The organism is Streptomyces sp. NPDC001816 (assembly GCF_042892235.1).
In the GTDB taxonomy this organism is placed as follows: Bacteria; Actinomycetota; Actinomycetes; order Streptomycetales; family Streptomycetaceae; genus Streptomyces.
Genome location: NZ_JBIATY010000002.1, coordinates 263,086 through 286,449 on the forward strand (window position 1 = coordinate 263,086; position 23,364 = coordinate 286,449).

22 protein-coding genes and 1 pseudogene are annotated in these 23,364 nt (G+C 73.1%); 16 read left to right on the forward strand and 7 right to left on the reverse strand.

Annotated features, from left to right (window positions below; genetic code table 11):
* Positions 1–6: 6 nt before the first annotated feature.
* The 6 genes from ACFYZZ_RS06885 to ACFYZZ_RS06910 all read left to right on the forward strand — a co-directional run bounded on the left by ACFYZZ_RS06885 (position 7) and on the right by ACFYZZ_RS06910 (position 7,010).
* On the forward strand, positions 7–1,419 hold the full coding sequence (locus ACFYZZ_RS06885; protein WP_389172453.1) for a BNR repeat-containing protein: 1,413 nt from the start codon (positions 7–9) through the stop codon (positions 1,417–1,419).
* Positions 1,420–1,497: 78 nt separating this feature from the next.
* On the forward strand, positions 1,498–2,523 hold the full coding sequence (locus tag ACFYZZ_RS06890) for a LacI family DNA-binding transcriptional regulator (RefSeq protein WP_389172455.1): 1,026 nt from the start codon (positions 1,498–1,500) through the stop codon (positions 2,521–2,523).
* Positions 2,524–2,621: 98 nt separating this feature from the next.
* Positions 2,622–3,923 carry an alpha/beta fold hydrolase gene (locus tag ACFYZZ_RS06895; RefSeq protein ID WP_389172457.1) on the forward strand — a complete coding sequence of 434 codons (1,302 nt, stop codon included), beginning with the start codon at positions 2,622–2,624 and terminating at the stop codon, positions 3,921–3,923.
* 493 nt (positions 3,924–4,416) lie between these two features.
* Positions 4,417–5,160 (forward strand): PIG-L deacetylase family protein, encoded by a 744-nt coding sequence (locus ACFYZZ_RS06900; RefSeq protein WP_389172459.1) that lies wholly within the window; start codon positions 4,417–4,419, stop codon positions 5,158–5,160.
* 34 nt (positions 5,161–5,194) lie between these two features.
* The gene (gene sigJ / locus ACFYZZ_RS06905) at positions 5,195–6,088 is read left to right on the forward strand and encodes an RNA polymerase sigma factor SigJ (RefSeq protein WP_389172461.1); all 894 of its coding nucleotides are present in this window, start codon (positions 5,195–5,197) and stop codon (positions 6,086–6,088) included.
* A 49-nt stretch (positions 6,089–6,137) separates the two neighbouring features.
* On the forward strand, positions 6,138–7,010 hold the full coding sequence (locus tag ACFYZZ_RS06910) for a pentapeptide repeat-containing protein (protein ID WP_389172463.1): 873 nt from the start codon (positions 6,138–6,140) through the stop codon (positions 7,008–7,010).
* On the opposite strand, the gene ACFYZZ_RS06915 is transcribed toward ACFYZZ_RS06910, so the two are convergent.
* The gene (locus ACFYZZ_RS06915) at positions 6,972–8,501 is read right to left on the reverse strand and encodes a cytochrome P450 (protein WP_389172465.1); all 1,530 of its coding nucleotides are present in this window, start codon (positions 8,499–8,501) and stop codon (positions 6,972–6,974) included. The genes ACFYZZ_RS06910 and ACFYZZ_RS06915 overlap by 39 nt on opposite strands.
* Positions 8,502–8,622: 121 nt before the next feature.
* Between ACFYZZ_RS06915 and ACFYZZ_RS06920 the strand changes: the two genes are divergently transcribed.
* Both ACFYZZ_RS06920 and ACFYZZ_RS06925 read left to right on the forward strand, forming a co-directional pair.
* Positions 8,623–9,228 (forward strand): TetR/AcrR family transcriptional regulator, encoded by a 606-nt coding sequence (locus ACFYZZ_RS06920; RefSeq protein WP_386578001.1) that lies wholly within the window; start codon positions 8,623–8,625, stop codon positions 9,226–9,228.
* Positions 9,229–9,309: 81 nt separating this feature from the next.
* Positions 9,310–10,038, forward strand: coding sequence for a DUF2470 domain-containing protein (locus tag ACFYZZ_RS06925; protein WP_389172466.1), 729 nt, complete (start codon positions 9,310–9,312; stop codon positions 10,036–10,038).
* A gap of 104 nt (positions 10,039–10,142) precedes the next feature.
* On the opposite strand, the gene ACFYZZ_RS06930 is transcribed toward ACFYZZ_RS06925, so the two are convergent.
* From ACFYZZ_RS06930 to ACFYZZ_RS06945, 4 genes are all read right to left on the reverse strand, one after another.
* On the reverse strand, positions 10,143–11,294 hold the full coding sequence (locus tag ACFYZZ_RS06930) for a lactonase family protein (protein ID WP_389173650.1): 1,152 nt from the start codon (positions 11,292–11,294) through the stop codon (positions 10,143–10,145).
* Between the two features lie 210 nt (positions 11,295–11,504).
* Positions 11,505–12,578 (reverse strand): hypothetical protein, encoded by a 1,074-nt coding sequence (locus tag ACFYZZ_RS06935; protein WP_389172468.1) that lies wholly within the window; start codon positions 12,576–12,578, stop codon positions 11,505–11,507.
* Positions 12,579–12,624: 46 nt separating this feature from the next.
* Positions 12,625–13,878, reverse strand: coding sequence for an aromatic acid exporter family protein (locus ACFYZZ_RS06940; protein ID WP_389172470.1), 1,254 nt, complete (start codon positions 13,876–13,878; stop codon positions 12,625–12,627).
* Between the two features lie 130 nt (positions 13,879–14,008).
* A complete protein-coding gene (locus ACFYZZ_RS06945) occupies positions 14,009–14,503 on the reverse strand; it encodes an FBP domain-containing protein (RefSeq protein ID WP_389172472.1) in 495 nt (164 codons plus the stop codon).
* Positions 14,504–14,760: 257 nt separating this feature from the next.
* On the opposite strand from ACFYZZ_RS06945, the pseudogene ACFYZZ_RS06950 reads away from it, so the two are divergent.
* The 3 genes and pseudogenes from ACFYZZ_RS06950 to ACFYZZ_RS06960 form a co-directional block, all read left to right on the forward strand.
* Positions 14,761–16,199: pseudogene (locus tag ACFYZZ_RS06950) on the forward strand (reductase); the annotation flags it as partial.
* Positions 16,200–16,221: 22 nt separating this feature from the next.
* The gene (locus ACFYZZ_RS06955; protein ID WP_389172474.1) at positions 16,222–17,193 is read left to right on the forward strand and encodes a phosphotransferase family protein; all 972 of its coding nucleotides are present in this window, start codon (positions 16,222–16,224) and stop codon (positions 17,191–17,193) included.
* Between the two features lie 92 nt (positions 17,194–17,285).
* Positions 17,286–18,575, forward strand: a complete 1,290-nt coding sequence (locus tag ACFYZZ_RS06960; RefSeq protein ID WP_389172476.1) for an ROK family protein — start codon at positions 17,286–17,288, stop codon at positions 18,573–18,575.
* Positions 18,576–18,800: 225 nt separating this feature from the next.
* Here ACFYZZ_RS06960 and ACFYZZ_RS06965 read toward each other — a convergent pair whose 3' ends face one another.
* Positions 18,801–19,835: a PHP domain-containing protein gene (locus ACFYZZ_RS06965; protein ID WP_389172478.1), complete on the reverse strand. Its 1,035-nt coding sequence runs from the start codon at positions 19,833–19,835 to the stop codon at positions 18,801–18,803.
* Between the two features lie 146 nt (positions 19,836–19,981).
* On the opposite strand from ACFYZZ_RS06965, the gene ACFYZZ_RS06970 reads away from it, so the two are divergent.
* Positions 19,982–20,227, forward strand: a complete 246-nt coding sequence (locus ACFYZZ_RS06970) for a hypothetical protein (protein ID WP_389172479.1) — start codon at positions 19,982–19,984, stop codon at positions 20,225–20,227.
* Between the two features lie 12 nt (positions 20,228–20,239).
* On the opposite strand, the gene ACFYZZ_RS06975 is transcribed toward ACFYZZ_RS06970, so the two are convergent.
* Positions 20,240–21,472: a ricin-type beta-trefoil lectin domain protein gene (locus ACFYZZ_RS06975; RefSeq protein ID WP_389172481.1), complete on the reverse strand. Its 1,233-nt coding sequence runs from the start codon at positions 21,470–21,472 to the stop codon at positions 20,240–20,242.
* 218 nt (positions 21,473–21,690) lie between these two features.
* On the opposite strand from ACFYZZ_RS06975, the gene ACFYZZ_RS06980 reads away from it, so the two are divergent.
* From ACFYZZ_RS06980 to ACFYZZ_RS06995, 4 genes are read left to right on the forward strand one after another with little or no spacing between them, the layout of a single operon-like run.
* Positions 21,691–21,873: a hypothetical protein gene (locus ACFYZZ_RS06980; protein WP_389172483.1), complete on the forward strand. Its 183-nt coding sequence runs from the start codon at positions 21,691–21,693 to the stop codon at positions 21,871–21,873.
* Positions 21,870–22,322, forward strand: coding sequence for an MrpF/PhaF family protein (locus ACFYZZ_RS06985; RefSeq protein ID WP_389172485.1), 453 nt, complete (start codon positions 21,870–21,872; stop codon positions 22,320–22,322). The genes ACFYZZ_RS06980 and ACFYZZ_RS06985 overlap by 4 nt, the downstream gene beginning before the upstream one ends.
* Positions 22,323–22,360: 38 nt before the next feature.
* Complete coding sequence (locus ACFYZZ_RS06990) at positions 22,361–22,621, forward strand: Na(+)/H(+) antiporter subunit B (protein WP_389172487.1); 261 nt, start codon at positions 22,361–22,363, stop codon at positions 22,619–22,621.
* A complete protein-coding gene (locus ACFYZZ_RS06995) occupies positions 22,618–23,358 on the forward strand; it encodes an MnhB domain-containing protein (RefSeq protein WP_389172488.1) in 741 nt (246 codons plus the stop codon). Before ACFYZZ_RS06990 ends, ACFYZZ_RS06995 begins: the two co-directional genes overlap by 4 nt.
* The last annotated feature ends 6 nt before the right edge of the window (positions 23,359–23,364 follow it).

The following is a 23,364-nucleotide window of genomic DNA, read 5'->3' on the forward strand; positions in this document are numbered from 1 at the left end:
TCGCTGATGAGAAGACGCACCGTGCCGGCGACCGCCCTTCTGGCCGCCGCGGCGGCCCCCGGCACCGCGAACGCGGCCGACCCCGGCCCGTCCGTCACCAAGAAGGGCACCACCCGACTCGACGGCCAGGCCCTCTACTTCGTGTCCTACGACGGCCTGGTCAACAACAACTCCTTCCAGAAGAACGGCCTGCTGACCTACAAGGGCCACCAGTACGCCGCCTGGTACACCTCGACCCGCAACGCCGTCGTCGCCCGCCGGGTCCTCGGCGCCTCCACCTGGTCGACCGTCACCCTGTCCCACACCCTCAAGAGCGACGACTCCCACAACGTCATCTCCATGGGCGTCTCGAAGACCGACGGCCGCCTCCACCTCACCATGGACTCCCACAGCGACCGCTTCTTCTACGTCAAGTCCGTCGCCGGACTCCTGGACAACCCCGCGTCCACGTCCTGGACCTCGTCCGTCTTCGGTGCCGTACAGACGACCGTCGACGGGCTCGCGCTCACCTCGCAGTTCACCTACCCCCAGTTCGTCTCCACGCCCGAGGGCAGGCTCCAGCTCAGCTACCGGGTCGGCATCTCCGGCAACGGCCGTAACGCCCTTGCCGAGTACGACGGTTCGTCCTGGACCGCGCTGGGGGAGTGGACCAGCTCCACCGGCACCTACGCCGGCTCGCACGGCTCCAGCACCGCCCGCAACATGTACCTGCACGGCATCGACTACGACACGAGCGGCCGGCTGCACGCCTTCTTCACCTGGCGCGAGCAGAACGCCGCCGTGATGTGCAACAGCGACGGCATCACCAACCACGACACCGGCTACGTCCACTCCACCGACCGCGGCCGCACCTGGCGCAACGACGCGGGCACGGTCGTGGGCACCACCGGCACCTCGGACACGGTCGCCGTGGGCGACGCCGGGCTCGTCGTCGACTCCCTGAACCCGGACCACTCCCTGATGAACCAGGAGAGCCAGGCCACCGACTCGGCCGGCCTGCCGCACGCGATCATCAGCTACGTCCCCGGCCGCCTCGGCCAGTGCACCACGAACTACGTCGCCGACCGCACCGCGCACGGCCGCGCCTTCCACCTGCGCAAGAACTCCTCCGGCAGCTGGCAGAAGACCGAGATCCCCGTCGCGCTGAACTCCAGCCAGCGCACCAAGCTGGTCCTGGACAGGTACGACAACGCCTACGCGATCTTCCCGTACGGCCGGATCGTCGGCGCCTCCAAGTCCTCCGGGTACACGGACTGGGCGCTGCTGTACGACGGCGGCGACCTGAACGCGTTCGGGGAGGTCGTGATCGACGAAATGCGCGTGCGGGCCGACAACGTGCTGTCCTTCATGTACCAGGAGAAGTCCAGCGGCACCACCCCCTCGCCCCTGCATGTCGTGGACTTCGCACTCCCCGCGTGACCGGTCTGTTCTGGGCGGCGATGACGGTAATGTGAAGGCCTTCCCGCCGCCCCTCGTTTCCCTGGAGGTCCCCGCCCGATGGCCCAGTCGGTGGGTATCAAGGACGTCGCCCGCGCCGCCGGAGTGTCGGTGGGCACGGTGTCGAACGTCATCAACCGCCCGGACACCGTCGCCAGCGAGACCCGGGCCCGGGTGCTGTCCGCGATCGACCGGCTCGGCTACGTCCGCAGCGAGTCCGCGCGCCAGCTGCGCGCGGGCCGCAGCCGGATCATGGGCCTGCTCGTCCTCGACATGGGCAACCCCTTCTTCGTGGACGTCGCACGCGGGGCCGAGCGGGCCGCGCGCGAGGCCGGGGTCGGCGTGATGGTCTGCAACAGCGCGCAGGACGCGGCCGAGGAGGCCGAGTACCTCTCCCTCTTCGCCGAGCAGCGGGTGCGCGGGGTGCTGCTCACCCCGGCCGACGCCACCGGCCGCAACATCGCGGCCTTCCGCCGGCACGGCATTCCGTTCGTGCTGGTCGACCGGGTCGCCGAGGGCACCACCGAGTGCTCGGTCTCCGTGGACGACGTGGCGGGCGGCGCCCTCGCCGTCCGCCACCTGGTCGACGCCGGACACCGCTCCGTCGCCTACGTCAGCGGCCCGCCCGGACTCAACCAGGTCCGCGACCGCCGCACCGGCGCGCTGAACGCCCTCGCCGAGGCCGGCCTCGGCCCGGACGCGCTGCGCGAGCTGCCCACCGAACGGCTCGACGTGGCCGCCGGCCGGGACGCGGGCGCCCGCCTGCTCGGCCTCGCCGACCGCCCCACCGCCGTCTTCTGCGCCAACGACCTGCTCGCGCTCGGTGTCCTGCAGGCCATGTACGCGGCGGGCGTCACCGTTCCGGACGACCTCGCGATCGTCGGCTACGACGACATCGAGTTCGCCGCCGCGGCCGCCGTACCGCTGACCTCCGTACGGCAGCCGGCCGTCACCATGGGCGCCCTCGCCGCCGAGCTGCTGCTGGAGGAGGCCGAGACCGAGGGCGGAGCCGGCGCCCATGAGCACCGGCGCGTGGTGCTCCAGCCGGAGCTGGTGGTGCGCCGCTCCAGCCTGGCCGCCCGCTGACCGGAAGTTCAGTAACGAACCATGATCCCGGGGCTCGGCTCACCGCCGTCCATGTGCTGAACTGGGACGCGTCCGACCCATCCGTCCCGGGAGACCCGTTGAGCATCAGTTACCGCCAGCCCGGCGTCGTCCTCACCGACCGTCACTTCACCGTGCCCCTCGACCACGGCGACCCCGACGGCGAGACCATCGAGCTGTACGCCCGGGAGGCAGTCGCCAGTGACAAGGCGGGCCAGGACCTGCCCTGGCTGCTGTATCTGCAGGGCGGGCCCGGCTTCGGGGCGAACCGTTTCGCCGGACGGCAGGCCTGGCTCGACCGCGCCCTCGAGGACTTTCGCGTCCTCCTGCTCGACCAGCGCGGCACCGGCCGCTCCACACCCGCCACCCGGCAGACGCTCCCGCTGCGCGGCGGCCCCGCCGAGCAGGCCGGCTACCTCACCCGCTTCCGCGCCGACTCGATCGTCCGCGACTGCGAGGCCATCCGCGCCGAGGTGACGGGTGGCGCCCCCTGGACCGTGCTCGGCCAGAGCTTCGGCGGCTTCTGCACGGTGTCGTACCTCTCCCTGGCCCCCGAGGGGCTCAGCACCGCCGTCATCACCGGCGGACTGCCCTCCCTCGACGCCCACGCCGACGACGTCTACCGGGCCGCCTACCCGCGCATCGAACGCAAGGTCGCCGCGCACTACGCCCGTTACCCCCAGGACGTGGAGCGGGCCCGCCGCATCGCCGACCACCTCCTCACCCACGACGTCGTGCTGCCGGGCGGCTACCGCCTCACCGTGGAGGCGTTCCAGTCCCTGGGCCTGATGCTCGGCGCGAGCGACGGCAGCCACCGGCTGCACTACCTCCTGGAGGACGCCTTCGTCCGCACTCCCGGCGGCTTCGACCTGTCCGACGCCTTCCAGGAAGCGGTCCAGGGCCTGCTGTCGTATGCGGGGCACCCGCTGTACGCGCTCGTCCACGAGGCGATCTACGGCCAGGACACCCGGCCCACCGCCTGGGCCGCCGAGCGGGTCCGCACGGAGTTCCCGCAGTTCGACGCGGCCAAGGCGATCGCCGGCGACGCCCCGGTGCTGTTCACGGGCGAGACGGTCCACCCCTGGATGTTCGACACCGACCCGGCCCTGCGCCCGCTGCGCGAGACCGCCGAGCTGCTCGCTGCCCGCACCGACTGGCAGCCGCTGTACGACCCCGCCCGCCTCGCCGCCAACGAGGTCCCGGTCGCCGCGGCGATCTACCACGACGACATGTACGTGGACACCGCCCACTCCCTGCAGACCGCCCGCGCCGTCCGCGGCCTGCGCACCTGGGTGACCGACGAGTTCGAGCACGACGGCCTGCGCGCCGGAGCGCCCCGGGTCCTGGACCGACTGCTCGCGCTGACCCGCGACGAGGTGTGAGGCAGGGGTGCGGCACAGCGCGTGTCCCCCCGGGGGCTCTGCCGTGGTCCGCGAGGTCGGCCGCCCGGTCCTGGACCTGCCCGCCGGCCCCCTCCGGGGTGCGCGACTTCCATGCCGCACTGCCCGCCTACGCCACCACGCCGCTGACCGAACTCCCCGCCCCTGGCCGCCGTGTTGGAGGTCGGGCGGGTCTTCGTCACGGACGAGACGTGCCGCCTGGGCCTGCCCGCCTTCAATGCGCTGGGCGCGTCCTGGGCGGTGCACCGTCCTCGGGCCCCGGCGGGCCGCCGCCCTGGCCGGTGTCCGGGCGGCGCTCACCGGGGAGGGCGTCGAAGAACGCCGTACCGCACTGGGCCTCGGCCCGGCCTCCGTGGCCGTCATGCTGAGCGCCGGGGGCGCGTCCGCCGACCCGCACACCGCCGCCGTACCGCCCGCGAGAGACCCACGCCGAAAAAGGAGTTGCGACACGGGCCCGGCCGCATAGTCTGCGGCCATGAGCGAGCCGAAGATCACCCAGCTCCGGCCCCTGCCCGACGACTGGCAGCGCGCCCTCGCCGTCGTCGCGCACCCCGACGACCTGGAGTACGGGTGTTCGGCCGCGGTCGCCGCCTGGAACGATGCGGGTCGTGATGTCGCCTACGTCCTGGCCAGCCGCGGCGAGGCGGGCATCGACACGCTCGACCCCGCCGCCTGCGGTCCGGTGCGCGAGCGCGAGCAGCGGGCGAGCGCGGCCGTCGTCGGCGTCACCGCCGTGGAGTTCCTCGGCCACCGGGACGGCGTCATCGAGTACGGCCCCGCGCTGCGTCGTGACATCGCCGCCGCGATCCGCCGCCACCGCCCCGAACTCGTCATCACCCTCAACCACCGCGACACGTGGGGCGGTGTCGCCTGGAACACCCCGGATCACGTCGCCGTGGGCCGCGCCACGCTGGACGCGGCCGCGGACGCCGGGAACCGCTGGATCTTTCCGGAACTCGCCGAGCAGGGACTGGAGCCCTGGAACGGGGTCCGCTGGGTGGCCGTCGCCGGTTCCAGCAGCCCCACGCACGCCGTGGACGCGACAGCCGGCCTGGAGCGCGCGGTGCGCTCCCTGCTGGAACACCGCACCTACATAGAGGCGTTGACCGAACAGGACCCGGAGACGTACGTCCGCGACTTCCTGACCGAGACGACCACCGCCACCGGGGAACGCTTCGGCGGGAAGCCGGCGGTGGCCTTCGAGCTGTTCCACCGATAGCCGAGATGACGAACCACCACCGAACGGGGACCCCATGAGCGGCACCGACCTCCTCGCCGACCGCTTCGAGGAGCACCGCGGGCAACTGCGCGCGGTGGCCTACCGGATGCTCGGCTCGCTCGCCGAGGCGGAGGACGCGGTCCAGGAGGCGTGGCTGCGGCTCGGCCGCAGCGACACGGACGAGATCAGGAACCTCGGCGGCTGGCTGACCACGGTCGTCGGCCGGGTCTGCCTGGACATGCTGCGCTCGCGCACCGCCCGCCGCGAGGAGCCGATCGAGGACACGTTCGTCCCCGACCCGATGGTCCGCCCGCTGTCCCAGGTGGATCCGGAGGCGGAAGTGCTGGAGGCGGACTCGGTCGGGCTCGCCCTGCTCGTCGTCCTGGAGACCCTGGACCCGGCCGAGCGGCTGGCGTTCGTCCTGCACGACATGTTCGCCGTGCCCTTCGACGACATCGCCGCGATCGTGGAGCGCACCCCGGCCGCCACCCGGCAGCTGGCCAGCCGGGCCCGCCGCCGGGTGCGGGGGGCGACCCCCGCGGTCGACCCGGATCTCGGCCGGCAGCGGCAGGTGGTCGACGCCTGGCTGGCCGCCTCGCGCGGCGGCGACTTCGAGGCGCTGCTCGCCCTGCTCCACCCGGACGCGACGCTGCGCGCCGACGCAGGCGCCCTGGTGCGCGGGACGGCCGCGTCCAAGGCCGTGCACGGCGCGCGGACGGTCGCCGAACAGGCCTCGATGTTCTCCCAGTTGGCGGTGTACGCCCGCCCGGTGCTGGTCAACGGTGCGGTGGGCCTGGTCACCGCGCCCGAGGGACGACCCGAGTCGGTCACGGCGTTCACCATCGTCGACGGACGGATCACCGGCCTGTACATCCTCGCCGACCCCGACCGCATCGCCCGGCTGGACCTGCCCGTGCTGGAGGGGTGACCCGGCCGCCGTGGTCAGGAGAGTCCCGCAGGTCAGTAGGCTGGACGGTATGCCGGATCAGACCACCGACCCTTCCGCCCTGCACGGCGACTGCGCCCAGTGCTTCGGGCTGTGCTGCGTTGCCCTGCCCTTCGCCGCGTCCGCGGACTTCGCCCTGGACAAGCCCGCGGGCAAACCCTGCCCCAACCTCCGGGGCGACCACCGCTGCGGCGTCCACGCGGACCTGCGGAACAAGGGCTTCACCGGCTGCACGGTCTACGACTGCTTCGGCGCGGGGCAGAAGGTCTCGCAGATCACCTTCGGCGGGCAGGACTGGCGTACGGGCTCGAAGGAGCACGCCCGCCGGATGTTCGACGTGTTCCCGGTCGTGCGCCAGCTGCACGAACTGCTCTGGTACCTGACCGAGGCCCTGGGCCTCGACGCCGCCCGGCCCGTCCACGCCGATCTGCGCCGGGCGCTGGAGCAGACCGAGCGGCTCACCCGGCAGACCCCCGAGGAGCTGGCCGCGCTGGACGTGGCCGCACACCGGCAGGAGGTCAACGTGCTCCTGCTCCGCACCAGCGAACTGGTCCGAGCGAGCGTCACCGACGACAAGGGCGGCAAGGGGACCAACGGCAAGAAGGGGAAGGGAAAGGGGAAGGACCGGCGGGGCGCCGATCTCATCGGGGCCCGGCTCAGGGGCGCCGACCTGCGCGGTGCCAGCCTGCGCGGTGCCTACCTCATCGCCGCCGACCTCACCGGAGCCGACCTGCGCGGAGCCGACATGATCGGCGCCGACCTGCGCGACGCAGACCTGACCGACGCGGACCTCACCGGCGCCTTCTTCCTCACCCAGCCGCAGCTGAACGCGGCCCGGGGCAGCGCCGGCACCAGGCTGCCGGGGTCACTCACCCGCCCCGTGCACTGGGCAGCGGCCGGCTGACCCCGAGCCGTCGTCCGGGACCGTGACCGGGGTGGCCGCCGCGGGCACGGGGGCGGTGCGGCGTTCCAGGTGCATCCGCAGGCCCTCCGGCATCAGCGTCAGACGCTCGGTGACCCGGAGCCGGTAGTCCGGGTCCGGCCGCAGCTCGTAGCGGCGCAGCAGCAGCCCGAGGACGAGGGTTGCCTCGTGCAGGGCGAACTGGCGGCCGATGCAGGCCCGCGCGCCGGTCCCGAACGGCTTGAAGGTGTGCGGGGGACGGGCGCGTACGGCGGCGGCGTCGAACCGGTCCGGGTCGAACCGCTCGGGGTCCTCGCCCCACACCTCCGGGTCGCGGTGCAGCATCGGCAGCAGCACCAGCGCCCAGGCGCCGCGCCGCATCGGATGCTCCTCGGCCAGCACCGTGTCCTGCCGGGCCTCCCGGGCGTAGCCGGGCGCGGTCGGCCACAGCCGCAGCGACTCGTCCAGCACCCGGCGGACGTAGCGCAGCTTGGCGACCTGGTCGTAGCCGGGCTCCGGGGTGGCGCCCCAGACGCGGTCCACCTCGGCGCGGGCCCGGGCGGCGACCTCCGGGTGCCGGGCCAGGTAGTACAGGGCGAAGGAGAGCGCGCCCGAGGTGGTCTCGTGGCCCGCCACCAGGAACGTGATCACCTGCTTGCGGACGTTCTGCGCCGACAATCGCTCCCCGGTCTCGGGGTGGGCCGTCGCCAGCATGCGGTCCAGCAGGTCCCCGTCCCCGCCGCCCGAACGGCGCCGGGCCGCCACCAGCTCGTCGACCGTGCGGTCGAGATGGGCGATGTCGGCCGCGTTGCGCCGGGAGGCACCGCGCAGCAGCAGCGGCGCCAGCGGCACGGGCACGCTGTTCAGCCGCTGGGCATAGGTGAGCGTGCCCACCATCGCCGACACGAAGGGGTGCGGCCGGTCCCGCTCGAAGGAGCCGAAGTCGTGCCCGAACCCGGTGCGCGAGATCGTCTCCAGGGTCAGCTTGGTCATGTCGCCCGGCACGTCCACCGCCCGCCCGGCCGCCAGCTCCCGGTCCCAGTGACCGGTCAACCGCTCGGCGACCGCCAGCATCATGCCGTGGTAGCCCTCCATGGCCTCCCGGGTGAAGCCGGGCGCGAGGACGTCGTGGGCCAGCTGCCAGTTCGGCTCGTGGTTGTACGCCGTGAACAGGCCGTCGCCGGCGACCGGGCGCAGATTGGCGATCCCGAGGCCCACATGCTTGGCGAAGCGGGACTCGTCGGCGAGATCGGCGACCAGGCGTGAGCCCCACAGGAACACGAACTCGTTCCCGAAGGCCCGGCGCCGGAAGATCGGGCCCAGTTCCCGCCCGAAGCGCATCGAGTCCTGCACGGGCCGGAGCCGGTCGACGCCCAGCACATCGCCGGCCAGCGGCAGCCGGCGCGGCGGATGCGGGATGCGGTGCAGCTCCGGCCAGCCCTGCTCGGCGCCCCGGAACCCCTTGGGCAGCCCGGTCTCCCTCGTCCCCGCCATGACGCGATCTCCCTTGATCCAGCGGATGGTCGAACCTGTGACGCGCGCGTGTTGTACGTGAGTTCAATAACGTCATTCAGTGTGGTCCGCTTGTTGAACTCGCGTCAAGTAAAGTGACGCCATGCCCGCGAACCAGGGGGAGCGAGCCCGGCGCAGACTCAGCACCGAGGAACGCCGTGAGCAGCTGTTGTCGGTTGGCGCGAGGCTGTTCTCGGAGAGCCCCTACGACGACGTGTGGATCGAGCAGGTCGCCGAGATCGCCGGAGTCTCCCGCGGGCTGCTGTACCACTACTTCCCGACCAAGCGGGACTTCTTCGCCGCGGTCGTGGAGCGCGAGAGCGAGCGGATGCTGCGCATGACGGCGGCGGTCCCCGGGGTGCCGGTGCGCGAGCAGCTGGCCGCCGGCCTCGACACCTATCTCGGCTACGTCGAGGCCCACGCCCACGGCTTCCGTGCCTTCCACCGCGCCGACGCGGCCGGTGACCAGGCCGTGCGCCGCGTCTACCAGCGGGCCCTCGCCGCCCAGGAGCAGCAGATACTTGCCGCGCTGGCCGCGGACCCCGAGTTCGGTCCCGTCCTCGACAGCGCCCCGCACGTGCGCCTGGCCGTGCGCGGCTGGCTCGCCTTCACCACGGCCGTCTGTCTGGAGTGGCTGCGCGACGGCGGGCTGACCCGGGACCAGGTGCGCGACCTGTGTGCGCGTGCCCTGCTGGGTGTCCTCGCGTAACTCCCCGTCTTTGCCGGGCGTGGTTGGCGCGCGCCCGGATCTTCGATAGGTTAGGCAAGGCTTACCTAAGGAGGTCTCGGGATGGGTGACACGCAGGACTGGGCGGCCGGACCCGGTGCGGCGGAGCGGGCGCGGTCGGTGCTCGCCGCCGCGTGGTCGTGCGGGGTGACCGCGGACGGTGCCCGCGAGGAGTACGTCGGCGCGCACTCCGTGACCGAGGACGGCGGGGTGCTGCTCGACGTGCCCGAGGACAGCGCTTTGCTCGCGGCCGCGTTCTGCTCCCCGCGCGGGGAGCCGTCGGCCGTGCTGGAGTTCGCCGACGTGGCCCCCGTCCCGGTACGGCAGCGCATCCGGGCCAGGCTGTGGCTGGCCGGGTGGTTCGCCCCCGCAGGCGACGGCTCGCTGCTCTTCCGGCCCACGCGGGTGGTGCTGCGGCAGCCGTCCGGTGCCGTGCTCGTCGACCTCGACGAGTTCGCCGCCGCCCGGCCCGACCCGCTGGGACCGGCCGAGGCCGGGCTGCTGACCCACCTCGCCGACGCCCACCCGGACGCCGTCGAACGGCTCACCCGGCTCGTGCGGCCCGAGAGCCTGCACGCCGCGACCCGGGTGACGCCCCTCGCCGTCGACCGGCACGGCCTCACCCTGCGCATCGAACGCACCCGCGCCCACGGCGACGTACGCCTGACGTTCCACGCGCCTGCCGACGACGTCACTCAGCTCACCGAACGCATGCACGCACTACTGGCACAGGCGAGCGCCGCGGCCTGCCCGCGTGCGCTGCTGCGGCAGCGTGCGGAGGGCGACTGGTGAGGCGAACGGCGGGCGGATGAGGGAAAGTTCGCGCCCTTCGGTGGCCGCGTGGGGGACGCGGGCCGGTTGCGGTGCGTTCCTTCCGTAGCGCCACAACGGCAGCGCTACAACGGCAACGCGCAGACGGCGACCGGTGACGCGAACGGCTCGCCCGTCAGGCGCAGTTCGCCGCTCTTGGCGTCCACGTGGAAGACACTGACCGTGCCGGAGCGCTGGTTCGCCGCGAACAGCAGCCGGCCGTCCGGCGAGAAGGCGATCTGGCGGGGGAAGTCTCCGGCCACCGGCACCGTGCCGAGCAGTCGCAGCCGGGCGCCGTCCGCCTCGACGGCGTAGCGCGCGATGCTGTTGTGGCCGCGGTTGGCGAGGAAGGCGTACGAGCCGTTCGCGGTCACCAGGATCTGCGCCGGGTAGTTGGTGCCGGAGTCCGAGCCCGTGGGCTGTGGGTCACCAATGGTCAGGCGCCCGGTGGCCGGGTCGTAGGCGCAGACGGCGACGGTGTCATCCACCTCGTTGGCCAGGTAGGCGTACCGGCCGCCGGGATGGAAGGTCAGATGGCGCGGGCCCGCGCCCGGCCGGGTGTGCGCCTGGGACGCCTCGGTGAGCGTGCCCTTGGCCTGGTCGAGGCGGTAGGTGTAGACGGTGTCCGTGCCGAGGTCGACGGCGAGGACGTGAGCGCCGTCCGGACCGGTGATGAACTGGTGTGCGTGCGGGCCCTGTTGGTCCGGGCCCGGTGGCGGCGTTGAGTGCGTGACCAGCTCTGTGCGCTCGCCGAGGGCGCCCGAGGAGTCGATGGGGTGCACGGCGACGCTGCCCGACCCGTAGTTGGCGCTCAGCAGCCAGCGGCCGTCCGGGTGGACCGACAGATGGCAGGGGCTCGCCCCGCCGGTGCTCCGGCTGCCGAGGACCCGCCGGTCGGCGACGCGTACGGCGGTGACCGCGCCGTCCTGGCGCTCGTCGACCGCGTACAGCGTGCGGCCGTCCGGATGCAGCGCCAGATAGGACGGGTTGGGCACCGAGGTGATCGTCCCCGCGCCGGTGATCCGGCCGGACGTCGGGTCGTAGGTGGCCAGTCCGATCCCGGTGCCGCCGCCCTCGACGGAGGTGTAGGTGCCGAGGTAGAGCGGGTGGGGGCGGGGGTCCTTCCGGGGCGGCCGATCCGCCGGGCGGGTCGCCGGTCCCTTGACTGCGGCCGGTGCGCCGGCCGCCGGCGGGGCCGCCGGCGCGGGCACCGTCACCACGGCGGCCGTGCCCGCCACCACTCCGACGAACCGGCGCCTGGTCCAGGTGCCCCCCTGCTCCCGGCTTCGCCCGAGCAGGGGGGATCCCCGTCGCGTCGCCCGCGCGTCCCTGTCCATCCCGCACCTCAGGTCATCGGTTGCCCCGCTCGTGACAGTCACCTTGGCGTGGATCCACCGGCAAAGGCAAGAACAGCAACAGGTGTTGCGGAGGATGCAATGGCTGTCGGGCTACCACTCCCCGTCCTCGACCGGCTTGCCCGGCGCGTCCTTCAGCGGTGTCACCTGGCCCGGGTGCGGCTTCTGCCAGGGGTCCAGATCGTCCCCGAGCCAGTCGCCGACCGGCTTGACGTCCTCCAGGGCCTCCGTGGGAGCGAGATCCTCGGCGTCCTCGTCGTAGTAGTCGAACCAGGGCAGCCCCGCGCTCGTGTAGGCCGCCCGGTCCACCGGTGACGGCGGCGGCGCCTCGCCCGTGATGCGGCGCCACTCCGGGGGCGTGACCAGGTGGACGAACACGCGCCCGGAGGGTGTCCCGGCCCAGTCCGTGAGTGGCCGGTCGTCCGCGTAGACCTCCTGGCGCATCGAGCCGCCGACCCCGAGGCCCATGGCCGCCGCGCGCCGCGGGGGCGCGGCGGCCGGCCCGCCGGGCGCGGCCGGGGCGGAGGGAGGCGGCAGGGGCCCGCCGGGTGCGGCGGCGGCCATGGGGAGCGGCGCGCCGTAGCCGCGGACCTTCGCGGACGCCCGCGCCTTCCGCTCCCGCTCCCGCTCAAGGCGCCGCCACTCACCCAGGGCCTCGTCCGTCAGCGGGAACGACTGCAGCTGTACGCCGCCCCACACCTCCTCGCCCGTGACCTGACCCTCCACGGTCGCACCGAGACCGAGCGGTACGGCGACGAACTGGCGGACCGTCCCCTTGCCCGAGTTGATGCCGTCCAGCCAGGGCTGGCGGGGCAGCACCACGTAGTTCTGCGGGTCACGGGAGAGCCGGTCGCGCCACGGCTTGCCGGAGACGGCGCACACCTTGCCCACGCCGACCTGGAGGGCGGCCGGCTCCTTCGTACCGCCGAAACTCAGCCACATCGCCTCGCGCAGATACACCGGCAGCATCACGCCACCGCGCGCCCGCCACTCCTCGGGGACCCGGTCGGCGTAGTCGGACACCCGCCTGACCGGGAACTCGCCGAGCCCCGGCGGAAGCGGATGCGTGCCCGTCTCCGGCAGTCGCAGCGTGCGGATGAACCGCACCGCCACTCCGCCGGGCAGTCGCAGCGTGTTCCCGTCGATCCGTACCCCGGTGTCGGCCATAGGCCCGCTCCCTCGATTTCGGTGCCGGCCCCGCCCCGGCGCTCCCTCACCGAGAACGCCCGCTGACCCCCGTACGGTTCCGCCACAGCTCCTCCTGGACGCCGAGGCGCTCGCGCAGCCGGTTCATCCTCGGCAGCTTGGCCCGGTGCTCCCGGGACACCTGGTCCAGCTCCTCCAGCAGGCGCCGGGCGCGGTGCTCGGTGTCGAGTTCGTCGATGATCCGGTTCACCTCGGTCAGTACGGCGCCCATCAGGTGCCAGTTCGTCGGGTCCTCGCCGATCTCCTCCCGGAGCAGCTCGGCGAGGCGGTCGCGGGTGGCGGCCGCGGTGGTCAGCTCGGCCGTCAGGCGGGCCTCCGCCGACTCGGCGTTCTCGCTCAGATGGGTGGTCACCAGCACCGCGAAGCTGACCACGGCGTCGGCGATCTCGGACAGCAGTTGTTCCACCGTCGCCCCGACCCGGGGCGGGAACAGTTCCTCGGAGCCGCGGGTCTTCGCCAGGTCCGTGAAGGTGCGGGCCAGCACCCGCAGCACGACCGTGCAGATCTCCAGCGTGTCCAGTCCGGTGCGCAGCACCACCCGGTGCAGCAGGCCCTCCTTGACGCGCGGATTGAGCCGCAGGCTGTCCTCGGCCTGCCGCAGCGCCGCGTCCACCTGGACGATGTCGTGGTCCAGCCGGCGCGCTTCGTGCAGCCGTTCGGCCGCCTGCTCCCAGGGGGTGCGGCCCGCGGCCTCCTCGCCCATCCGCAGCATCAACTGCCGTACCCGGCGTGCCAGACCCTCGATCGACCGGCCCGCCTCGTCCACCCAGACCGGGGGCGGGAGCAGCAGGTTGCAGGCCATGCCGACGACCGCGCCGATCAGCGTCTCCACGATCCGCGCCCAGGCGGTGAAGCCGACCGTGGTGACCCCGAGCACCAGCATGGCGCTGATCGCCACCTCGGCCACGTACTCGTCGACGCGCACCAGGTGCCCCACGGCCAGCGAGGCCACGATCAGCAGCGCGAGGCTCCACCAGGTCAGCCCCACCAGCAGGCTGAAGGCGATGGCGACCAGCACCCCGGCCACCACCGAGTTCACCCGGCGGATGCCGTTGGTGAGCGTGGCGTAGAAGGTGACCTGGACGACCAGCAGGGCGGTCAGGGGTGCGGTCAGCGGGGCCGGCTCGGGGCTCAGGCGCAGCGCGATGACGTAGGCGATCGTGGCCGCTGCGGCCGACCGCAGCGTCTGGACGACCACCGGTTCTCCGCGGCGTCCCACCAGGCGCAGGAGTGGCTCGCTCCACTTGCGTTCGTCGTGCATCCCTTGGCCTGTTCCCATTCCGGAGGCGGGTCGAACGTGATCGGTCGAGGACCGGATCTGTCCGCAACGACTTCTACATTGATCTCGCCGGTCAAGGGAAGATGTGCGGGGGGCGTCGGACGTAGAGCTTTCAGACGTAGAGCTTGTCGACGAAGGCGGACAGGTTGCCGGTCGTACGGGCGATCTGCTCCTCCAGGGTCAGGCTCTCCTCGAACCGGCTCCCGGACTCCGGCGCCTTCTTCCCGCGCACGTACAGCGAGCACGCCAGGTCCGTGCACATGTACACCCCGACCGAGTTGCCCTCACGTCCCGCCGCGCCCGCCTTCCGGGCGGTCATCAGCGACACCCCGCCGCCGGGATGCGTGGTCAGGCACACCGAACACATGCTGCGGTGCAGGAACCCGCGCCGCGAGGCCGGGAAGCGCATCGCGACACCCACGAGCCTGCCCTCCCGCTCGGTGACCAGATAACTGCGGTCGGGCGCCCCGGGATCCCGCCACCCGAGGAAGTCCAGGTCTCCCCACGGCTGTTCACCGAGGTCACGCGGGACCGCCAGGCGCTTGGCGTCGCCCTTGGAGCAGTTGATGAACGAGTTGCGGATGTCCTGCTCGGTGAGGGACTTCATGGGAGGCCTTCCGGGTTCGATGCCATGAACCTAGAGGGTCTAGGTTCATGGCTAGCCTAGGCAGCCAAAGGGAGGGTGGGCGAATGGTTTTCCGGGCCGCCCGTGTGGTAGGTGACGCCGTCCTTGCTCAGGCCCAGCTCACGCGCCGCCCGGGTCGTGGTGGCGCCCCCGACAGGAGCGCCAGCACCTGGCCTTCCACCGGGGTGACCGGCGGCTCCGGCTCGCTATGGGCCTCGCGCTCGCCCTGGACCCGCAGCCGCACCTGGGCCGCCACCTACCAGTGTGTCCCCATCCGCGTCGACGCCCGCCTCGCCGAACTCGGCGCCACCCGGCTGACCGACCGCGCCGCCGCCGACGCCTCCGGCGACCTGAGCGGCACCGTCCGCGACTTCACCGCCCGGCTGCGCACCGCCCTGCTCCGGGAGTACGGCGACCCGGACGCCGTCACCGGCACCGAGGAGGAGCCCGCAACGGCGTACGAGGTCCGCACCGTCACCGGCGGCCCGCTGGACGCCGTGGCCGAGCGGCACGGGCTGGTCCCCATGACCGTCATCGAGGCGTACGACCTCACCGCGCCGGGACACCCGCGCACCAAGCGGTTCCTGCGCGTCGCCCTGCCCGACGGCGTCACCTACCGCACCGCCGACCACCTGACTGTGCTCCCCGCCAACGCCCCCGGCCTCGTGGAGCGCGCCGCCGCCGCGCTCGGCGTCGACCTCGACGCCGTCCTGGACATCCGGGCCACCCGCCAGCGCCGCGACGGCCTCGCCGTGGACCGCCCGCTCACCGCACGCCAACTGCTCACGCACCACGTCGAGTTGCAGGAGCGGCCGACCGCACGCCGGCTGGCCCTGCTCGCCGTGGCCAACCCCTGCCCGCCCGAGTGCGCCGCCCTCGCGGCCCTGACCGGCGAGGACTCGCGCACCCTGGTGGAGATCGCCGAGGACCACCCCGCCCTGCGCGGCGCCCTGGACTGGCCGCACCTCCTCGACCTGCTGACCCCGCTGCGCCCGCGCCACTACTCCATCTCCTCCTACCCGGCGGCCGACCCGCACCACGCCGACCTGATGGTCTCCGTGCTGGACGCCCCCGCACTCCCCCACTCTCGGCTGCGCTCGAGCGGGGGGACCCCCATGGGCAAGCCGGGCCGCAGGGCGGCGAGATGCCCGGCGACACCGTGTACGCCCGCGTCCAGCCCTGCCGGGAGGTGTTCCGGACCGACGGCAGCGCACCCGTCGTGATGATCGCCGCGGGCACCGGACTCGCCCCGTGCCGCGCAGCCGTCGCCGACCGCACCGCGGCCCGTGCCGCAGGCACCGAACTGCCCCCGGCGCTGCTCTACTTCGGCTGCGACGCCCCTGACGCCGACTTCCTGCACGCCGGTGAACTCCGCGCCGCCGGGGCCGCCGGAGCCGTCCGCCTCCGCCCGGCCTTCAGCGCCACCCCGGAGAACGGCGCCCTGTTCGTGCAGCACCGCATCGCCGCCGAGGCCGACGAGGTCTGGGAACTGCTCACCGCAGGAGCCCGGGTCCATGTCTGCGGCGACGGCTCCCGTATGGCACCAGGAGTTCGCGAGGCGTTCCGTACCCTGTACCGGGAACGGACTCCCGGCGCCGACGAGGCGGCCGCCGGGTGGTGGCTCGACTCGCTGATGGCGGACGGGCGTTACGTCGAGGACGTGTACGCGGCGGGCTGACGCCGTGGGAAGGGGGCGCGCGATGGGGGAGCCGGAGGAGCGGGCCCGGCGGGTCCTGACCGCGGCGGGCATCGACCCCGGCCGGCTGGCCGGAGTGCGCCCGCTGAGCGGCGGCACCTACAACACCGTCGAGGAACTGCGGCTCACCGACGGCACCCGCTGCGTCCTGAAGGCCGCGCCGACGGTACCGGGCCTGCGCTACGAGGTCCGGCTGCTGCACTCCGAGGCGGTGTTCAGCCGCGCGGCCGAAGAGGCCGGCGTCCCCGCGCCCCGCACACTCCACGCCGACGACGGCCCCGAGGTACGGCACCTGCTGCAGACCGCCTGCCCCGGCACCCCCTGGGACGACAGCCTCACCGACGCCGAACGGGCCGACCTCCGTGGGGAGTTGGGCCGGCAGGTCGCCCGCCTGCACCGGGTGACCGGGCCCGGCTTCGGCTACCCGTCCGGTGCCCTCGGCCCGCTCGCCCCCGACTGGCGGACGGCGTTCACCGCGATGTTCGAAGCCGTCCTGGACGACGCCCGCCGCTACCGGGCCCGGCTGCCCCGCCCCGTCGACGAGGTGGCCCGTACAGCCCGGGCCGCGTACGACGCCCTGGACGAGGTCACCGTCCCGCGTCCGGTCCACTTCGACCTGTGGCCGGGCAACATCCTCGTCGAGCGCACACCCGACGGCCCCCGCATCGGCGGCCTGATCGACGGCGAGCGCATGTTCTGGGGCGATCCCCTCGCCGACTTCGTCTCCCTCGCCCTGCTGGACGACATCGCGAAGGACGAGGCCTTCCTCGCGGGCTACGGGCAGGCCGGCGGCCGCGCCGCGCTCGGGTGCGCGGAAAGCCTGCGGCTCGCCCTCTACCGCGCCTACCTCTACCTGATCATGCTGGTCGAGACGGTCCCACGGGCGGTCGACGAGGGCCACGCCCGCTGGGCCCAGGAGACCGTCGCCCCGGAACTCGTCGCCGCGCTGGATGAGATCAAGACGGCCGACGCTTAGCTCAGCACATGAAATAAGGGTTGTCCGAAAGTCGCGTGCAGCCTGTTCCGAGGGGTATGTTGCAGGTCGGGACCTGGTTCGAAGGGAGCCACATGGCGGGGCGGAACGGGCGAACGGTACGCGACCTCAGACGGGGCAATCGCACGGCCGTGCTGCAACGGTTGTACTTCGACGGCCCGCTCAGCCGCTTCGAACTGGGCCCGGTCACCGGACTGAGTTCCGGCTCGGTCAGCAACGTGGTCGCGGACCTGGTCGCCGACGGACTGGTCGAGGAGGCGGGCAGCGTCGATTCCGACGGCGGCCGCCCGCGCACCCTGCTGCGCGTCTCCCCGCACAGCGGCCAGATGATCGGCGTCGACGTCGGCGAGACCCGCGTCCGCGTCGAGCTGTTCGATCTGGCCCTCACCGAACTCGCCCGCACCGAACGCCCGCTCACCCAACAGGGCTACGACGTCGACGTGATCGTCGGCCACATCCGCGACGGCATCGCCGAGGTCCTCGAGGCCGAGGGGGCCTCGCCCGAGCGGCTGCTCGGCGTCGGCGTCGGCGTCCCGGGCATCGTCGAGCACACGGCGGACCGGGGCGCTGTCGTGCACGGACAGACCATCGGCTGGGACGCGGTCCCGCTGGAGCGGCTGCTCCGCTCGACCTCCCGACTGCCGGACACCGTGCGGTACTTCATAGACAACGGCGCCAAGACCCTGGGCCAGGCCGAGATGTGGTTCGGCGGCGGGCGGGGCGCCCGTAACGCGGTGGTCGTGCTCTTCGGCTCGGGCGTCGGCGCCTGTCTGGTCACCCCCGAGGTGGAGTACGGGCGGGCCGTCGAGTGGGGTCATCTGACCGTACGGGTCCGGGGGCGCCGCTGCCGGTGCGGTGCGCCGGGCTGCCTGGAGGCCTACGCCGGTGCCGAGTCGCTGCTCGCCCGCTGGCGCGAGGAGGGCGGACGGCCACCCGAGAGCGTCGACGAGGAGACCGCGCTCACCGCGATGCTCGCCGCCGCGTACCCGACCGAAGGCAGGGACCCCGACCCGGTCGCGCTCGCCGTTCTGGAGGAGACCGCCGAGTACCTGGGTGCCGGCCTGTCCGACCTGATCAACCTCTTCCAGCCCGAGCGGATCCTCATCGGCGGCTGGGCCGGACTCCAGCTCGGCAACCGGTTCCTGCCCGCCGTACGCCGCCACGCGTCGACGTACGCCCTGCGGTACCCGGCCGACAAGGTCAGCATCGACCTCGGCCGGCTCGGACCCGACGCGGTCACCGTCGGTGCGGCGATCCTGCCCCTGGCCGACTTCTTCGCGCGCGGCGGCCGCCGCGCCGAACAGGCCACCGAGGACCGGCACCCCGCCTGGCGGGCCGCACTGGAGGAACGGACGCCGCGCTGACCGGCGTGACCCACCTCACGGACCCCTGCTGGAACACCACAAGATGGTTGCCCGTTGAACCAGCCGTGGGTGCGGACGGGACAGTGTCCCCGGGCCTCACCATCCGCCCACAGGGACGATCGTTCGGCTGAAGCCCTGTGGTGCCCTTCGCCGAGAGGCGACCGCCGTCCGTGCCCACCACCTGGCCGCCCCGGCCGTGATTCCCCCGTCACGGTCGGGGCTTTCTCATGACACCCGGGCGGGCGTACGGCCCTCCCGCGTCCAGGCCAGCAGCTCCTCGGCCGGCCAGGTCGTCACCACCCGTTCGGCGGGCACCCCGCACTCCTCGGCCCGGGCGCAGCCGAGGATCTGCCAGTCCAGCTGGCCGGGCGCGTGCGCGTCGGTGTCGACCGAGAACAGCACCCCGGCCGCCACGGCCCGGCGCAGCAGCCGCCGCGGCGGGTCCAGTCGCTCGGGACGGCTGTTGATCTCCACGGCCGTACCCGACTCGGCGCACGCGGCGAACACCTCGTCCGCGTCGAACTCCGACTCCGGCCGGCCACGGCCCGTGACCAGGCGTCCCGTGCAGTGGCCGAGGATGTCCGCGTGCGGATCGCGTACGGCCTGCACCATGCGGCGGGTCATCGAGCGGGCGTCCATCCGCAGCTTGGAGTGCACGGACACCACGACGACGTCCAGCCGCTCCAGCAGCTCCGGCTCCTGGTCCAGCGAGCCGTCCTCCAGGATGTCGCACTCGATGCCGGTGAGCAGCCGGAACGGCGCCCACCGCGCGTTCAGCTCCGCCACCACCTCCAGCTGCTCGCGCAGCCGCCCCGCACTGAGGCCCCGTGCCACGGTCAGCCGGGGGGAGTGGTCGGTCAGGGCCGTCCACTCGTGGCCGAGCCGGGCCGCCGCACGCCCCATCTCCTCGATCGGGCTGCCGCCGTCGGACCAGTCCGAGTGGGTGTGGCAGTCCCCGCGCAGCAGCGCCCGCAGCTCGGTGCCGCCCTCGGCGGTGAGCGGCCCGCCCGCCTCCTCCTCCACCGTGCGCAGATAGCCGGGCACCTCCCCGGCCAGGGCCTCCCGCACCACCTGCGCGGTCTTCGGCCCGACCCCTTTCAGCGACTCCAGCGTCCCGGCCGCCGCACGCGCGGCGATCTCGTCCTCGGGCAGCGCGGACAGCATCCGGGCGGCGGTCCGGAAGGCCCGCACCCGGTAGGTGGGCGCCAGCGACCGCTCCAGCAGGAAGGCGATCCGGTCGAGGGCCGCGACGGGTTCCATGGGCACCTCCAGCGCGCGATGCCCCTCCAGGGTTCCCCAGCCGGACCCGCCCCGCACGCCCGCCGGCCCGCGCCCCGAAGGGCCGCGGCGCCTGGACGGCTCCGCGGACGAGTCGTCGGCCCCGGTTGCGTTCTACGCTCTATTGCATGACCGAACAAGCAGTGCCCTACATCTCCCATCCGCGGGTCCTGGTGCATGGCGTGTGTCCGGGCAAGCCGGGGGAGCCGCCCTTCCGGGTGGTGGAGATCGACGGTGAGGTGGTCGGCCGGGCGAGGACCGCGACCGACGTGCTGGAGGTCGCCGCCACCCACGGCGTCACGATCCACGACCTGAACGACCCGGACGCGGTCCGCTGGGTGGGCGGCGGCCAGTACCACTGGACCCCCATCTGATCCGCAGGAGGCTCAGCCGACCGTCCACTTCTGGTTGCCGCCGCCGGTGCACGTCCAGATCTGCAGCCGGGTGCCGTTGGCCGGGTTGTTCCCGGTCACGTCGAGGCACTTGTTCGCCTGCGGATTGACGATGTCGTGCGCCGCCGAGACGGCCCACTTCTGGTTGGGGCCGCCCGTGCAGTCCCACAGCTGGACGGTCGAGCCGTCCGCCGTACCGTTGCCGGTGACGTCCAGGCACCTGCCGAGCGCCCGGATCGTGCCGTCCGAGCCGACCGTCCACTGCTGGGCGCCCGTGCCGTTGCAGTCGTAGAGCTGGACCGGGGTGCCGTTGGCGGAGTTCGCGCCGGCCACGTCCACGCACTTGCCCGCCAGTCCCCGGATCGGGACACCGGCCGCGCTGTTGCTCGTCGTCACCGACACCGAGTCGACCACCAGCTGCTGCGGGAACTGCGTGGAGCCGTCCGGGTCGCCCGGCCAGTAGCCGCCGACCGCCAGGTTCAGGATCAGGAAGAACGGTTTGTTGAACACCCAGGTCTTCCCGCCGAGGTCGGCGGGTGTGCGCCGCTGGTAGACGTTCCCGTCCACGGACCAGGTGATCGAGTCGGGCGCCCAGTCGACGGCGAAGGTGTGGAACGCGTCCGCGAAGGCCTGCCCGTTCGGCAGGGTGTAGCCGGCGCCGATGCCGCCCGAGCCGGAGTAGCCCGGGCCGTGGATGGTGCCGTGCACGGTCGAGGGCTCGAACCCGACGTTCTCCATCACGTCGATCTCACCCGAGTCCGGCCAGTTCACCGGAGTGCCGAGCATCCAGAACGCGGGCCACATGCCCTGCCCGCGAGGGATCTTCATCCGGGCCTCGACATGGCCGTACTGCGCGTTGAACTTCCCGGCGGTGTTCATCCGCGCCGAGGTGTACTGGCAGCTGCCGTACCAGCACTGGTAGCCCGCCGGGTTCTCCTTGCGGGCCGTGATCACCAGATGCCCCTGGCCGTCCAGGGCCGCGTTCTTGGTCCCGGACGTGTAGTACTGCCGCTCGTGGTTGTTGACGTTGTCGCCGGTCTCCAGCGACCACTTCGAGGAGTCGACCGCAGCGCCCGCGGGCCCGTCGAAGCTGTCGGAGAAGGTGGTCACGGCCGCGGCCGCCGGGGCCGCGGTCTGTGCCCGGGCCGGACCGACGGCGGCCGAGCCGACCAGCGCGGCGGACAGAGCGGCGAACAGGCAGCTGCGGAGCAGGCGTGGGGAGGCCATGACTCTCCGTTCACGTGGGGGGTGAGATGACTCTTGATTTAAGGAGTGAAGTAACGGGGCGTCAATACCTTGGTACGGACCTCTCGCTGACGATCTCTCAGTCGACTGCCCGTCCGCGCGCCGCCGTCCGGTACAGGGCCCGCGATGCTTGGATGCCCGGAGCGGCGAATCGGGCAGAACACCGCGTACCCATGCAGAGCGGACCGAGGAGGAGGCGGATGACCCGGCGTACGGCCTTCCTCGTCCTGGGGGAAATCCTGGCCTGGTGGGCCGGACTGGCCTTGCTGTGGCTGGTGTTCATCAGCTCGGTCGACACCCTGGAGCGGATCGTCGGCGCGAGCGCCGCTGCCGCGGGGGCGCTGCTGGCCCGGGCCGGACGGCGGGCGGTGACCTGGCGGTGAACGGCTGGCTCCTCGCGGCGACCGTCGAACTCGGCGGGGCAGGGGCGGCCGCCCTGTGGGGGACGGCCACCGGCCCGCTGCCTCGCCGGGTCATGGCCCAGAACCTGGCCACCTCCGCGGTCTGCCCGGCCCTGCTGCTGCTCGCCCAGGGGTACGGCCGCCCCTCCTACGTCGACCTCGCCCTGCTGATGGCCCTGCTGGGCCCGGTCGGCACCCTCGTCTTCACCCGTCTGCTCGCCGACGACCTCGCGGCCGAGCCGCCGCGCGCCTGGGCGCTGACCTGGTCCGCCGTCGCCCTGGCCACGGCGGTCGTGGTGGCGGTGTGCGTGGCCACCGGCCCGAGCCGGGCGATGGTGAAACTGCTGGTGATCGGCGCCCTGCTGATCGGCGGCAACGTCATCGCGTCCCGGGCCCTGGCGGGTGGCTTCCGGGCGGTGCGGGGTGCCTGAGGCGGGCGCGGTGCTGGGTGCGAGCGAGGAGGTGCGGCATGGCTGATGCCGTGATCGTCGTGGCCCTGCTGCTCGTGGCCGCCTCCGCCACCGCCGCCGTGGCCCAGCGCGAACCGGCCCGGCAGGCCCTGGTGCTGTCCGTGCTCGGCGTCGTCCTGGCTGTCCTGTTCACCGTGCTCCAGGCCCCGGACGTCGGCCTGTCGCAGCTGGCCGTGGGCTCCGCGCTCACACCACTGCTGATCATGCTGTCGGTGCGCAAGGTCCGGCGGCGCGGCCGGCCCAAGGACGGTGCCCGATGAGCCGGTGGCTGCGGCTGTGGCTGCTCGCCGTGGGCGGCGCGGGGGTGGCCGCCCTGCTGGTCGCTGCCTGCTTCGACCTGCCCGCCTTCGGTGGCCGATGGCACCCGTACGGCGAGCGGGCCGTCCGCGCCTCCCTCGCCCGGCACACCGCGAACACGATCGCCTCCGTCAACTTCGACCAGCGCGCCTACGACACCCTCGGCGAGACGAGCATCCTGTTCGCCGCCGTCCTGGGCTGCCTGGTGCTCCTGCGCGAGGCCCGCGACGAGCACCGGGCGCAGCCGCGGCCCGCCGAAGTGGCCCGGCCCGTCCGCCGCTACGCCCTGATCGTGCTGCCCGTCGCCCTCCTCGCCGGCCTCTACGTCATCGCCCACGGCCAGCTGAGCCCCGGCGGCGGCTTCCAAGGCGGGGTCGTCGCCGCGACCGCACTGCACCTGCTGTACCTCGGCGCCGACTACCGCGCCCTGGAACGCGTCCGCCCTCTCGGCGTGTTCGACGTCTGCGACGCGCTCGCCGTCTCCGCCTACGTCGTCCTGGGCCTCGCCGGCCTGCTCGCGGGCACCGCGTTCCTGGCCAACACGCTGCTGCCGTACGGCACCTTCAACACGCTGTCCTCCGGCGGCACCGTCCCCCTGCTGAACGCGGCCGTCGGCATGGAGGTGGCGAGCGCGGTCGTCCTGCTGCTCGCGGGGTTCCTGGACCAGGCCGTCGAGATCGAGGAGGAACACGGGAGTTGAGAACGC